Genomic DNA, 13020 nt, shown 5'->3' with positions numbered 1-13020 from the left:
TGATTAAAACAGAATTACGAATTTACGCTTTCATTCTTTCTTTTAATTCCTCGACAAAATGCTGTGCCGATTGGGCGGCAATACTTCCGTCCCCCGTAGCTGTAACGATTTGGCGAAGTGTTTTTTCCCTTACATCGCCTGCAGCAAAAATGCCGGGAATCCTTGTTTCCATAAGCTCATTCGTTTCAACATAACCCGCTTCGTTTGTAATCCCCAAATTGACGAAAGCGCCATTCAAGGGAAGCATACCAACGTAGATGAATACGCCGTCTGCAGAAAACTCACGCTCTTCACCAGTCTCGGTGCTGACAAGCGTTAATTTGCTGACCTTATTGTTCTCACCGTGGATTTCTTTAACGGTATGGTTATATAAGAAATCGACTTTCTCATTATCAAAAGCACGCTGCTGAAGAATCTGCTGGGCACGCAATTTATCACGGCGATGCACGATGGTTACTTTGCTCGCAAAACGTGTAAGGTAGACACCTTCTTCAACCGCAGAGTCTCCCCCGCCGACAACAACGAGCTCTTTATTTTTAAAGAACGCTCCGTCACATACCGCACAATAGGAAACGCCGCGTCCGCCAAGTTCCTTTTCACCTGGTACTCCTAGCTTTTTATATTCTGCGCCCGTTCCTATAATGATCGATCTTGCTTTAAATTCTTTCCTTCCGGATACGACCGTTTTGTATTCCTCGCCGTCGATGATCTCTTTCACATCACCGTAAGCATACTCCGCGCCGAATTTTTTTGCATGTTCAAACATTTTATTGGACAGTTCAGGCCCCAAGATTGTTTCAAACCCTGGATAGTTCTCTACATCTTCCGTATTGGCCATCTGTCCGCCCGGGATTCCGCGCTCAAGCATCAATGTGCTGAGGTTTGCCCTGGACGTATAGACAGCCGCAGTCATGCCCGCAGGACCTGCTCCGATGATTATAACGTCGTAAATTTTTTCTTCACTCATCATGATCCACTCCTTTGATCCTTCCCCAGAACATCTGTCTGCAAATCTTTATATTGTAGTTACATGGTATCGGCCAAAGGCTTTTTCGTCCATAGATTTGCTCAATCTACCCGTTCAAGACCTCTTTTGATAAATTGAATGCGCGAGGAGAGCATGGAAACCGTTATCCCATACAGCTCGGCGATCTGGCGCTGGGTTGCTCCGTCTTTTCGTTTTCTGGATACATAATCAATAGCCGCAGCAATCGCCTTATCATTTCTGAGCAGCGAGCTGTCAGAACGAGCCAGAATCATCGTTTCCAGCCATAAGAACGTCACATCGTCATCAATGGAAGCTCCATTTTCCTTCATGATAGAAAGGATGCTCAGCCCACTTGCAATGGTCGGAGAAACATTCTCAATGATCTGCTCTCCATCTTCTCCTTGAATAGAAACCTTTGTACCCGGACTCATCTCTACTAAAAGACTGGCCGCTACTTCTTTAAGGACGGTATGTTCATCATCCCTTGTGCAAAATTCCTGTAGGGTTTCAATATTTTCTTCGCTATTATTCCCACGCAGTAAGGTTAAATGCACCAATTTACTTTTTTGCAGACCGCGTGCCACGTTATTAAAGCGCTGCATGAAATCCCTTTTTTGGGCATTCTCCTGTTTCACATACGAAGGCGCCCGGTATTGATAATCAGCACCCGTGACAGTCAGATCGTCATTTTGTGCTTTCTCAAGGTAATAAGAAACGACCTGGCTTTTCGGATCAAGTTCCTTTGCCTTTGACCAGCAGTTCATTGCCCGCTCGGTCCGGCCAAGCGCATAGAATGAAACAGCCAGTAAATGAAGATAGGAAGGATCATTGTAGTAGTAATGTTTGTTGATGGATGCCAGCCAGCGGTTAGCCCAGGCATGCTCATTAAAGATGCCGAACGTGCTGCCGAGTTTATAGCGATGGTCCGGATGAATTGGATAGACCTTTTTCATCCCCTCAACCAATTCAGCAGCCTCTTCTTTTTTCCCCAATTGCTCGTAAAAAATAGCAAGATTACAGAGGGCATTCAAATTGCCCGGATTTTTATCCAGGATGGACGTGAGCACGTTCAATGCTTCCTCAAATTCATTTAAATAAAAATGAGTAAGAGCAAGATTGTTATACGCAGCCCAAAACGCAGGATGCTTGCTGATGAGTTCAGCCAGCTGTTTTTTTGCTTCCTTCAAGTCGCCTTTTTCAATACTGTGCCGGGCCTCTTCATGGCCGATGATCAATTCCTCTTCCTCTGTTAAAGCTTCACTTCCGTTCTCAAAATTGATCAAATCGATCAGTTCAAGTGCATCATCAAAAAATTCACCGTCAGGATCTTTTTTCATATAAAGCGAGGCATAGGTTTCGGCTTCTGAAAACATTCCCAAATGCGCATAGTTGTTTGCCATAAAAAAGTAACACTCACTAATGTCCTGTCCCATTGTTTCAAGCACCTGCACTAAATACAGGTTAGATTTATCATATTCACCCAGCTCGGCCAATGTGGATGCAAGCTGGCAATAAAATGCCGGTTCTTCGGGCTGCAGGTACACAGCTCGTTCAAATAATTTTCTTGCTTTATCTAAATCCTTCTTTTGGTAAGCTTTAATACCCCGGTGGAAATAATATTCTCCATCCTGCATGAAAGGAAGTATGCGCATGTCACTTTCCGCGTGATTTTCCTTTTTCATTCTTTCCTCCAATTTCTATGTAAAAAGCATATTACATAGCCTTTATTTCTAGCCGTTCGTTTTCAACCCAAAAAAGTATACCATACACCAAAAGCGTCTTACATACCCTTTTTAAACTTTGTCAATGAAACTTTCGACAAAGGTTTTATTAAGATTTCATTTTAATCTATGGATCTTTAAAAAACAGCAAGCAAATGGAAAAAATATTGCTGTTTTTGTCCAGAAGCTTCTTATGACAGAAAACCACCGTCTCCTGAAGCTGAAAACGGTGGCCTCAATTTATACAGTTAATTTAACAAACTTTCTTTTTCCTACTTGAACGATTGTATCATCTTTTATCTCAATCTCAAGTTTTACGTCTGACACCTTTTTTCCATTAAGCTTCACCCCGCCGTTCTGAATCATTTTCCGGGCTTCACTTTTGGAACTTAACAACTGCAGATCAACAAGAAGTTCAACGACAGCAACATTTCGATCGCCATTCCACTTCACTTCCGGGATTTCTTCAGGCAATGCTCCTTTTTGGAAAACACGCAGAAAATGCTGTTCTGCTTTTTCTGCTGCTTCCTTTCCGTGGAACATCCGGACAAAAGTCTTGCCTAGCTGGATTTTCGCGTCACGAGGGTGAAGGGTGCCTTCATTTAGATTCTCTTTCAGCTTGTTCTTTTCATCCACCGTGTAGTCTGTGGCCAAATCAATATACTTCGGCATCAGTTCATCAGGAATGGACATCGTTTTGCCGAACATCTCATTCGGCTCTTCATTGATTCCAATGTAGTTGCCTTTTGATTTTGACATCTTTTCAACACCGTCAAGACCTTCAAGTAAAGGCAGCAGCATCACGGCCTGCTTCTCTTTTTTATAGTGTTCCTGCAGGTGCCTCCCCATCAGCACGTTAAAATGCTGATCGGTTCCCCCGAGTTCAAGGTCACTTTCCAGAACAACAGAATCATAGCCTTGCATGAGCGGGTAAAAGAATTCATGAAGAGAAATCGGCTTGCCCGTAGAGATCCGCTCTGTAAAATCATTTCGTTCAAGAAGCCGCGCAACGGTTATTTTGCCTGCCAACTGGATGACATCCTCAAAGTTCAATTTGGAAAGCCAGTCGGCATTATAATGAAGCTCCACCTTTTCCATATCCAGCACTTTGCCGAACTGCTCAAAATAGGTCTTCGCATTGTGTTCCACTTCTTCATCAGTAAGCTGCTTCCGTACAGCGGATTTGCCGGTAGGATCCCCGATCTTGCCTGTAAAATCACCAATAATGAGCTGGATAATGTGCCCGTTTTGCTGAAACTGCTTCAGCTTCTGCAGAACGACCGTGTGTCCGATATGAACGTCCGGAGCAGAGGGATCCAAGCCAAGCTTTACTTTTAAAGGCTTATTCTTAAGCAAAGACTTCGCGATTTTCTGTTTAAACTCGTCAGCAGGAATGATCTCTTGTACACCATTGGCATACAGTGCATATTGCCGCTCCAGCTCGCTTTTTTGGTCAGCTGACAATAGTTGAATCAAGTCTTTCATCCTAATCATTCCTCCTTAAAAATATAAAAAACCACATCCCTAAAAAAGGGACGTGGTTTTTGCACGCGGTACCACCCTTGTTGAAGCTTAAAGCTTCCACTCAAGCGAATTAACGGTTCAGGCCGTTCTCTGCTACTGATCTGAAATCATAGACCCGTTCACAAAGAAAGTTCGAGGAGGTAATTCATACTTATCTGTGACCGGTTCTCACCACCCACCGGCTCTCTGAAACAGGGAGATAACTACTACTGATTCCTCTCATTACTTTTATCTCTTTTGGCTTTTAACTAGTTTAGTGTATTCAGCGGGAGAATTCAAGTTAATTCCAGGTGTTTTGGTTTGGAGGCGGTTGTTGTGGTGGTGAAGAAGTCTGAATAGTTAGATTGGATCAATTAAGTGCTTGTTTGGCTCAATTATCCCTGATTTACACTCAATTCCATCATTTCATCGCACAAAAAGGCCGCCGAACATCCCGGCGGCCCCACAATTACTCTTTATTTTCGATCCTTGGAAGTATGTCGCTCTTCCAATACGCCCAAAACTTCAGCAAACGGAAGCTTTTGTTCCTGCAAAAGGACAAGAAGGTGATAAATCAAGTCGGCGGCTTCCCATTTCAGTTCTTCTTTGTCGCGATTTTTCGCAGCAATGATCACCTCTGAAGCTTCTTCTCCAACCTTTTTCAATATCTTGTCCACACCTTTATCAAAAAGATAGGTAGTGTATGCTCCCTCAGGCATCTGCCGCTCTCGCTCGGCAATCAGCCCCTGCAGCACATTAAGTATTTCAGGAGATTTACTTCCTCCTGCTTTACCCGGAACAACATCCCCGTAGGATGTTTTCCCTTCAGTGGCTGATCCATCGGTGACTGGCACGTCGGTGGCTGGCACGTCGGTGACTGGCACCGAACTTATGGTGCCTGTAACCGAACCTCGCAGGGACTCACCTGTAACCGAACCTCGCAGTGATGATTCCCCAGAAAAACAACTCTCAGCCCCGGTATGGCACGCAGGCCCCTTCGGATCGACAAACACGATGAGCGCATCCTGGTCGCAGTCCATGCGGATGTCCACGACTTTTTGCGTGTTGCCGGACGTTTCACCCTTGTGCCAGAGCTCCTGGCGGGAACGGCTGTAGAATACCGTTTCACCAATCTCGAGTGTTTTTTTCAGCGACTCTTCATTCATATACGCAAGGGTAAGCACCGTTTTCGTACGGGCGTCCTGAACGATGGCCGGCACCAGCCCTTTTTCATCAAACTTTACGGAAGACACATTCATCGGATCACCACTCCTTTTTCTTTTAGCTCTTTCTTTACTTCTCTAACCGACGTTTCCTTATAATGAAAGATGCTGGCAGCAAGACCTGCATCTGCTTTTCCTTCTGTAAAAGCTTCATGGAAGTGCTGTGCATTCCCCGCTCCGCCGGATGCGATGACCGGAACCGTAACTGCTTCACTTACTGCTTTTGTCAGTGCCAGATTAAAACCGCTCTTTTCTCCGTCCTGATCCATGCTCGTCAGCAAAATTTCGCCTGCACCCCGCTTGACCGCTTCTTTCGCCCATGCCGTTACTTCCCACTCGGTCGGTTTCCTGCCCCCATGAGTATAGACACGCCAAGAACCAAGAGATTCATCATACTTGGCATCGATCGCTGTGACAATACATTGGGAACCGAAGTAATCAGCGCCTTCTGTAATGAGCTCAGGGCGCAAAAGTGCAGCTGTATTAACAGAAACCTTATCAGCGCCTGCTCGCAGCACACGTTTCATGTCTTCCAGTGAATTGATGCCGCCACCTACCGTAAACGGGATGGCGAGCTGGCTCGCCACCCGGTCCACAACATCGATCATCGTCTGCCGGCCTTCATGAGAAGCGGAAATATCAAGAAAGACAAGCTCATCCGCGCCTTCCCGGTCATAAAAAGCTGCAAGCTCGACCGGATCACCAGCGTCAATGAGGTTGACGAACTGTACGCCTTTTACAACTCTGCCTTCTTTGACATCAAGACAGGGAATGATTCGTTTTGTCAGCATTTATTTCACCTTCTCCAGCGCTTCCTCTAGTGTCAATCTGCCTGTGTACAGCGCTTTCCCGATAATCGCACCGCCGATGCCGCGGTGGTCTTTTTTCAGCGCCTCAAGATCAGCCAGAGAGCTGATTCCTCCTGATGCGATCACGTTTTTACCCGTTAGACCGGCTAGCTGGCCAATCGCTTCGGTGTTCGGCCCTTGCAGGGTACCGTCCTTCGAGATATCTGTAAAAATAAACGTCTCTGCTCCTTCATTCGATAGCCGCTCAGCAAGATCAGCCGCTTTGATCTCAGACATGTTCAGCCATCCTTCAGTCGCCACATAGCCGTCTCGAGCATCAATGCCAATTGCAATCTGTTCTCCGTAAGTACGAAGCATTTTTAGTACAAACTCCGGATTGGAAATCGCCGCGCTTCCCAAGATTACACGGTTCACTCCCTCTTCCAGATAGAAGGCCACATCCTCTTCCGTGCGTATTCCGCCTCCTATTTGTACAGAAACCTGAAGTTCTTTGGCGACTCGGACAGCATGCTGGTGATTGACCCTCTCCCCCGCCTTTGCACCATCAAGATCAACCATATGAATCCATTTTGCACCTGCTTCCGCGAATTGCTTGGCCATGTCAAAAGGGGAATCTCCATAAACGGTTTCCTGATTATAATCTCCCTGCAGCAGCCTTACACATTTACCGCCGCGCATATCAATGGCTGGATACAATAAAAATTCACTCATGCCTTCGCCTCCTCTGCCAGATTGCAAAAATTGCTTAAAATCGTCATGCCTACTTCTGAACTTTTTTCCGGATGAAATTGTGTACCGAAAATATTGTTCTGTCCGACTACAGCGGGCACGCTTTGGCCACCGTATTGGGCCTGGGCAATCAAACAATCGCTGTCACCCGTTTGGACCGCATAGGAATGAACAAAATAAACATAGCCTTCATCCAGGTTTTCAATCAGCGGAGAAGTTCGGTTGTACTCAAGCTTATTCCAACCCATATGCGGCACTTTGTACGTCTCACCGCTGCTCGTTTTTCCTGAGAAACGTTCGACTGTTCCGGGAAGCAGACCTAACCCTTTGGTGATGCCATTTTCCTCGCTTTCTTCAAAAAGAAGCTGCATGCCGAGGCAGATACCGAGCAGCGGCTTTCCTGCAGCGGCTTCTTCTTTAATAAAATCTGCCAGCCCTGTTCCGTTTAAAATGGCCATGGCATCCTTAAACGATCCTACACCCGGCAGGAGAAGCTTATCTGCTTTTGCCAGCTCTTCTTTTTGATCAGAAAGAAAGTAAGGCTGATCAAGGCGTTTGAGGGCGGAACTTACGGAGTGCAGGTTCCCCATCCCGTAATCGATAATGCCGATCATTTATAACATCCCCTTTGTTGAAGGAACACCCTTCACACGGGGATCGATAAGGGTCGCTTCATCTAACGCTTTCGCGAAGGCCTTGAAGACGGCTTCAATCATATGATGGGTGTTTGTCCCGTAATGAACAATCACATGAAGATTCATTCGTGCTTCCAGTGCAAGCTTCCAGAAAAACTCGTGCACAAGCTCCGTATCAAATTTCCCTACCTTTTGAGAAGGAAATTCTGCACGAAACTCAAGATGAGGACGGTTGCTTAAGTCGATGGCCACTTGGGCCAGGGTTTCATCCATCGGCACAAAAGCGTTCCCATAGCGCTTAATCCCCTTTTTATCGCCAAGTGCTTCCTTGATTGCTGTTCCAAGACAGATTCCAACATCCTCAGTCGTGTGGTGATCATCAATCTCCGTATCGCCTGTGGCTTTCACCGATAGATTAAATAAGCCATGCCGGGTAAACCCGTCCAGCATGTGGTTTAAGAAAGGAACAGGTGTGTCGATATCCGATTGTCCTTCGCCATCAATGGAAAACTCCAGGGCGATCTGCGTTTCTTTTGTATTTCTTTCTATTGAATAGGTTCGGTTACTCATGTTCGGTTTCCCCCAATCGCTTCTCTACTGCCCGTGCGTGTGCTTCCAGTCCTTCGAGCCGGGCAAATGCGGCTATCTTTTTAGCATTATCCTTAATGGCTGTTTCACTGTACATGATGACACTTGATTTTTTCGTAAAATCGTCCACATTGAGCGGCGATGAAAAACGTGCGGTTCCACTGGTCGGCAAAACATGGTTGCTGCCGGCAAAGTAATCGCCAACAGGCTCTGAGCTGTTCGGGCCAAGAAAAATTGCTCCCGCATGTTTAATTTGCCCCAGCAGTTCCATCGGGCTTTCCGTCATCACTTCCAAATGCTCAGGAGCAATCTCATTGATCAAATCAATACCTTCTTTTAAGGTATCCACAAGATAGATGGCTCCATAATTCCGCACCGCTTCTTCTGCGATCTCTCTGCGTGGAAGCGTCTGCAGCTGCTTGTCCACTTCTTCTGCCACTTGTTCTGCCAGGACTTCTGATGTTGTTACCAAAACAGCCGCTGATCTCGGATCATGCTCCGCCTGTGACAGCAAGTCAGCCGCAATGTAGGAAGGATTGGCTGTCTGGTCCGCCAATACGGCGATTTCACTCGGACCTGCAATCATATCAATATCGACCGTTCCAAATACTTCACGTTTCGCGAGTGCCACATAAAGGTTTCCGGGTCCAACAATTTTATCTACGTTCTGGATCGTTTCTGTTCCATAAGCAAGAGCCCCGATGGCCTGTGCTCCGCCGCTTTTAAAGATCGCAGCCACTCCGCTTTCATTGGCGGCTACCAGTACACCAGCCGGGAGCTTGCCGTTTTTGTCAGGCGGAGAAATCAGCACGATCCGCTCTACGCCAGCCACCTTTGCTGGTGTTACACCCATAAGCACAGACGAAGGATAAGCTGCTGTACCACCGGGAACATACACACCTACGGAATCAAGCGGTGTAATTTTCTGGCCAAGCACTGTACCATCCTGTCTAGTAAAAAACCATGATTGCTTTTTTTGCTGAACATGGTATTCCTCTATGTTTCTGGCGGCTTCTTTTATGATTTCAACCATTTCATCGTCGATTTCATCGTATGCCTGCTGAATTTCTTCTGGTAACACCTGCAATTCCTTCAGCTGTACCCCGTCAAACTTCTCTGTCAGCTCAAAAAGCGCGGCATCTCCCTGTTCTTTTACCTGGTTTAAGATACTTTTAACAGAAGTAAGCTGTGCTTCAGAATCCTGATCGATGTTTCGCTTTAAACTTTTTAAGTCTATCGCTCTCTCAATCTTCACAGTACTTCCTCCTTGCTCTCTACCACTTTGCTAAGACGTTCGACCAGCTCATCAATAACCCCTGCTTTCATGCGGTAGCTCGCTGGATTGACGATAATTCTGGATGTAATTTCCCGGATTTTCTCCATTTCTACAAGGCCATTCTCCTTCAATGTTCTTCCGGTAGAAACGATATCGACAATGCGGTCCGCCAATCCGATCAGCGGAGCGAGCTCAATGGATCCATTCAATTTGATGATCTCCACCTGTTCTCCCTGCTCCCGGAAATACTGTGCCGCCACATTCGGATATTTCGTCGCAATCTTGGGTGCCACTGAGTTTTCTCTTTGTCCGGGAAGTCCGGCCACAGCCAGATAACAGTCGCTGATTTTCAGGTCCAGGACTTCATATACATCCCGTTCTTCTTCAAGCATTACGTCTTTTCCAGCGATCCCTGCATCTGCAACGCCGTGCTCCACATAAGTGGGAACGTCCATGGGCTTGGCCAGGATAAAACGCATCCCTGCTTCTTCTATTTCAATAATGAGTTTTCTCGAATCTTCAAATTCGGGAGGCAGCGGATAACCCGCCTGGCGCAAAAGCTCTACTGCTTCCTGAAAAATCCGCCCTTTTGGCATTGCTACCGTTAATAAGCTGCTCATTGTACCTCCCCTTTCTCCGGTTTGCCGATATAATAAATGACTTCTTGAAAACGGCCGCTGTATTCATCAACGTTGCCGACCCCTGAAATATCCTGAACAATAGCAGATAGCCCTTTTTCGCGAAGTTCTCTTGATTTTTCGATGGCTTCTTTTCTGCGTTCCGGACTAAAAACGATGCATGTCCGAGGGTTAAGTGGCTCTTTCACGTTCAATGCCTCTATCAAGTAATCAAGCCGGATACCGAAACCGATCGCCTGCGCACTCCTGCCGAATTCACCGAGCAGCTGATCATACCTCCCTCCGCTGCATAGCGGAAAGCCTAGCTCATTGGTATATCCTTCGAATACGATACCCGTGTAATAGCTCATATGGCTGAAGAGCGTAAAATCAAGGACGACTTTATCTTTTACTCCGTACAAATCTAAAATTGAATAAAGCTCTTGTAAATCAGCAACTGCTTTTTTCCCTTCAGGTGCTGACATACCTTTGGCCTCATCCAGGATCTCTTCCCCCCCTCGCAGGTGAAGCAGATCCAGCAATCGTTTTTTATCAATGGACGACAGTGCCAGGTTTTTCACATGACTGGCGTAGCCTACATAATTTTTTTCATATAAATATCGCAAAAGTTCTTCTGCTCGCTCAGCGTTTCCGAGCACTTCAAGAAAAAGTTCATTAAGGAACCCAATATGCCCCACGGCCACTTTACATTCTTGCAGTCCTGCCTTTGAGAGGGCTGACACCATGAGCGCAATAACCTCCGCATCTGCACTTGATGTTCCATCGCCAATCAGTTCGACGCCTACTTGTTCAAATTCTGCAGGGCGGCCTCCTTCCCGCTGCTGTGAACGGAATACAGCCGAATCATACGCCAGACGAATGGGATACGAAACATCTTTCATGCTCGAAGAAACCACTCGGGCGATCGGCGCTGTCATGTCTGGCCTGAGGACGAGCGTTTTTCCTTCTGAATCCATTAGTTTAAAGAGCTGCTGATCCAAGATCGCAGATGCTTCGCCTACTGTATCGTAATATTCTAAAGTAGGGGTTTGAATGAACTGATAGCCCCATCCTTTGATCTCTTGTTCCATCACCTTACGAACCTGCTGCTTTACTTGATATAACACGGGAAGAGTATCTCTCATCCCCATTGGTTTTTCGAAAACAAACGGCTTTGACATTGACTCACACCTTCACTTCGCTTTAGTTCGCTAATATACTACCGAGTTAAAATATACGTTGTAGTCTACACCTCTTTTTGTCATTCGTCAACCGAAAGAGCGGGAAGGCAACACTTGCAGGCTTGACCCTTTTATCGATAAAATACGTTACAGACGGATGAAAAAGGGAATACTTGATGGGAGCTAAAAACATAGGAATCACTGCAGTTAATTTAGTATTTCACAAAAAAACTCTACTATAAAGGAGCATACATATTGATTAATCGCATTTTTTTCATCGGAATTATACTAGGAATTCCTTTATCTGTCGCCGCCAGCCTGATGCATTGGCCGGCAGTTGCTTCATTTATTATTTACTGTGTAACGATTGTTGCCCTGGCTTCATTCATGGGAAGAGCGACCGAGAGCCTTGCCATTACAGTTGGCCCCAGGGTCGGAGGGCTGCTTAACGCCACCTTTGGCAATGCCGTAGAACTGATCATTTCTATTTTCGCCTTAAAAGCTGGATTAGTTTCAGTCGTGCTCGCATCTTTGACAGGTTCAGTATTGGGGAACCTTTTGCTTGTCGGGGGACTTTCGTTCTTTATGGGCGGCTTGAAGTTTAAAAGGCAAAAGTTTAATGTGCATGATGCCCAGCACAACGCGGGATTAATGATTTTTGCTATTGTTGTAGCTTTTGTTTTCCCTGAAGTATTCTCATTGACACTTGATAATCACGAATCTTTTACATTAAGCATATGGGTTTCTGCGATCATGATCGTCCTTTACTTGGCTGCCCTCTACTTTAAGCTTGTGACTCATCGCGGCGTTTATGCCTATGACGAGGAAAGCGGAGAGCATGATGAAGAAGAAGCAGCAGAGTGGACGAAGAAGAAATCAATCAACGTTCTATTCCTCGCAACCTTGGCTGTTGCGTACATTTCAGAAAACCTCGTGCATACGTTTGAAGAAGTAGGCAGAGCACTTGGCTGGAGCGAAGTATTCATCGGGATTATCATCGTCGCAATCGTTGGTAATGCAGCGGAACATGCTTCTGCTGTATTGATGGCCTACAAAAACAAAATTGGAGTAACTGTTGAAATCGCCGTCGGTTCAACACTCCAGATCGCCATGTTTGTTGCTCCTGTTCTAGTTCTTGCTTCCATGTTTTTTGAGAAGCAGATGTCACTTGTCTTCTCACTGCCTGAACTCGTTTCGATGGTCTTGGCTGTATTCCTGACCATCTCCATTACGAATGATGGGGATACCAACTGGTTTGAAGGCTTGACCCTTCTCGCAGCCTACCTGATCATGGGTGTCGGATTCTATCTTTTGTAACAAAAGACATATTGTTTATCCAAGATGATGAATAAGGGTATGTTTGGATGACTTGAGGGGCTCTCTCAAGCATCAGTATGAGAGGTTTGACATGTCAATCGTAAAAAAAGCTTCAACAGCGAGAACATGATGTTCCGCTGCTGAAGCTTTTTTCATCCGAAGAAGATGTCCAAGATCGTCCCGAGCTGCCCTTTCTTCCCTTCCAGAATGGACGGATTGTAAACCTCCACATATCCGCAGTTCTCACACGAAACAAACAAATAATGGTTATGCTGGATATCGAGAAGCTTGCTTAAGCCCGATCCTGTCATGGCAAGTTCCTTCGTTTGACATTGGTCATGCTGGCATTTCACACATTTAAATCTTGAGCGTATTTCATCCGTTACACGACTCATTATTCATCACCCTTTTTATGATTTTCTCTATCATACTT

Annotated in this window: 13 protein-coding genes and 1 other annotated feature; of the genes, 1 reads left to right on the top strand and 12 read right to left on the bottom strand. The window is 45.8% G+C overall.

Going from position 1 to position 13020, the window contains the following annotated elements:
* Window positions 1-22: 22 nt before the first annotated feature.
* The 11 genes from trxB to OKX00_RS04740 form a co-directional block, all read right to left on the bottom strand.
* Complete coding sequence (trxB, locus tag OKX00_RS04790) at window positions 23-967, bottom strand: thioredoxin-disulfide reductase (protein ID WP_062237972.1); 945 nt, start codon at window positions 965-967, stop codon at window positions 23-25.
* Window positions 968-1068: 101 nt separating this feature from the next.
* Window positions 1069-2670, bottom strand: a complete 1602-nt coding sequence (locus OKX00_RS04785; protein WP_265409635.1) for a tetratricopeptide repeat protein — start codon at window positions 2668-2670, stop codon at window positions 1069-1071.
* A 279-nt stretch (window positions 2671-2949) separates the two neighbouring features.
* Window positions 2950-4194 carry a tyrosine--tRNA ligase gene (gene tyrS / locus OKX00_RS04780; RefSeq protein WP_265409634.1) on the bottom strand — a complete coding sequence of 415 codons (1245 nt, stop codon included), beginning with the start codon at window positions 4192-4194 and terminating at the stop codon, window positions 2950-2952.
* Between the two features lie 43 nt (window positions 4195-4237).
* Window positions 4238-4465: a binding site (T-box leader), on the bottom strand.
* Between the two features lie 223 nt (window positions 4466-4688).
* On the bottom strand, window positions 4689-5471 hold the full coding sequence (gene hisI, locus OKX00_RS04775) for a phosphoribosyl-AMP cyclohydrolase (RefSeq protein WP_265409633.1): 783 nt from the start codon (window positions 5469-5471) through the stop codon (window positions 4689-4691).
* The gene (hisF, locus tag OKX00_RS04770) at window positions 5468-6226 is read right to left on the bottom strand and encodes an imidazole glycerol phosphate synthase subunit HisF (RefSeq protein ID WP_053357078.1); all 759 of its coding nucleotides are present in this window, start codon (window positions 6224-6226) and stop codon (window positions 5468-5470) included. Before hisF ends, hisI begins: the two co-directional genes overlap by 4 nt.
* On the bottom strand, window positions 6227-6955 hold the full coding sequence (gene hisA / locus OKX00_RS04765; RefSeq protein ID WP_265409632.1) for a 1-(5-phosphoribosyl)-5-[(5-phosphoribosylamino)methylideneamino]imidazole-4-carboxamide isomerase: 729 nt from the start codon (window positions 6953-6955) through the stop codon (window positions 6227-6229).
* Window positions 6952-7587, bottom strand: coding sequence for an imidazole glycerol phosphate synthase subunit HisH (gene hisH, locus OKX00_RS04760; RefSeq protein ID WP_053357076.1), 636 nt, complete (start codon window positions 7585-7587; stop codon window positions 6952-6954). The genes hisA and hisH overlap by 4 nt, the downstream gene beginning before the upstream one ends.
* A complete protein-coding gene (gene hisB, locus OKX00_RS04755) occupies window positions 7588-8178 on the bottom strand; it encodes an imidazoleglycerol-phosphate dehydratase HisB (RefSeq protein WP_265409631.1) in 591 nt (196 codons plus the stop codon).
* Window positions 8171-9451 (bottom strand): histidinol dehydrogenase, encoded by a 1281-nt coding sequence (hisD, locus tag OKX00_RS04750; RefSeq protein WP_265409630.1) that lies wholly within the window; start codon window positions 9449-9451, stop codon window positions 8171-8173. Before hisD ends, hisB begins: the two co-directional genes overlap by 8 nt.
* Complete coding sequence (gene hisG, locus OKX00_RS04745; RefSeq protein WP_091002974.1) at window positions 9448-10092, bottom strand: ATP phosphoribosyltransferase; 645 nt, start codon at window positions 10090-10092, stop codon at window positions 9448-9450. Before hisG ends, hisD begins: the two co-directional genes overlap by 4 nt.
* Complete coding sequence (locus OKX00_RS04740; RefSeq protein WP_265409629.1) at window positions 10089-11270, bottom strand: ATP phosphoribosyltransferase regulatory subunit; 1182 nt, start codon at window positions 11268-11270, stop codon at window positions 10089-10091. The genes hisG and OKX00_RS04740 overlap by 4 nt, the downstream gene beginning before the upstream one ends.
* A 258-nt stretch (window positions 11271-11528) precedes the next feature.
* On the opposite strand from OKX00_RS04740, the gene cax reads away from it, so the two are divergent.
* A complete protein-coding gene (gene cax, locus OKX00_RS04735; RefSeq protein WP_265410472.1) occupies window positions 11529-12587 on the top strand; it encodes a calcium/proton exchanger in 1059 nt (352 codons plus the stop codon).
* A 152-nt stretch (window positions 12588-12739) separates the two neighbouring features.
* Here the strand turns inward: cax and OKX00_RS04730 are convergent, their stop codons facing one another.
* A complete protein-coding gene (locus OKX00_RS04730; protein WP_265409628.1) occupies window positions 12740-12982 on the bottom strand; it encodes a zinc ribbon domain-containing protein in 243 nt (80 codons plus the stop codon).
* Window positions 12983-13020: the final 38 nt, after the last annotated feature.

Origin of the sequence: Fictibacillus sp. KU28468 (genome assembly GCF_026153615.1) — a bacterium.
In the GTDB taxonomy this organism is placed as follows: domain Bacteria; phylum Bacillota; class Bacilli; order Bacillales; family Fictibacillaceae; genus Fictibacillus_C; species Fictibacillus_C marinisediminis.
This window is presented reverse-complemented; position numbering and strand designations above follow the sequence as displayed.

What these genes read in the sequence shown, in the direction of transcription:
- hisA (WP_265409632.1), bottom strand. Translation starts at nt 6,955, where the DNA reads ATGAGTGAATTTTTATTGTATCCAGCCATTGATATGCGCGGCGGTAAA.
- hisI (WP_265409633.1), bottom strand. Translation starts at nt 5,471, where the DNA reads ATGAATGTGTCTTCCGTAAAGTTTGATGAAAAAGGGCTGGTGCCGGCC.
- hisH (WP_053357076.1), bottom strand. Translation starts at nt 7,587, where the DNA reads ATGATCGGCATTATCGATTACGGGATGGGGAACCTGCACTCCGTAAGT.
- hisG (WP_091002974.1), bottom strand. Translation starts at nt 10,092, where the DNA reads ATGAGCAGCTTATTAACGGTAGCAATGCCAAAAGGGCGGATTTTTCAG.
- trxB (WP_062237972.1), bottom strand. Translation starts at nt 967, where the DNA reads ATGAGTGAAGAAAAAATTTACGACGTTATAATCATCGGAGCAGGTCCT.
- OKX00_RS04730 (WP_265409628.1), bottom strand. Translation starts at nt 12,982, where the DNA reads ATGAGTCGTGTAACGGATGAAATACGCTCAAGATTTAAATGTGTGAAA.
- hisF (WP_053357078.1), bottom strand. Translation starts at nt 6,226, where the DNA reads ATGCTGACAAAACGAATCATTCCCTGTCTTGATGTCAAAGAAGGCAGA.
- tyrS (WP_265409634.1), bottom strand. Translation starts at nt 4,194, where the DNA reads ATGAAAGACTTGATTCAACTATTGTCAGCTGACCAAAAAAGCGAGCTG.
- OKX00_RS04785 (WP_265409635.1), bottom strand. Translation starts at nt 2,670, where the DNA reads ATGAAAAAGGAAAATCACGCGGAAAGTGACATGCGCATACTTCCTTTC.
- hisB (WP_265409631.1), bottom strand. Translation starts at nt 8,178, where the DNA reads ATGAGTAACCGAACCTATTCAATAGAAAGAAATACAAAAGAAACGCAG.
- OKX00_RS04740 (WP_265409629.1), bottom strand. Translation starts at nt 11,270, where the DNA reads ATGTCAAAGCCGTTTGTTTTCGAAAAACCAATGGGGATGAGAGATACT.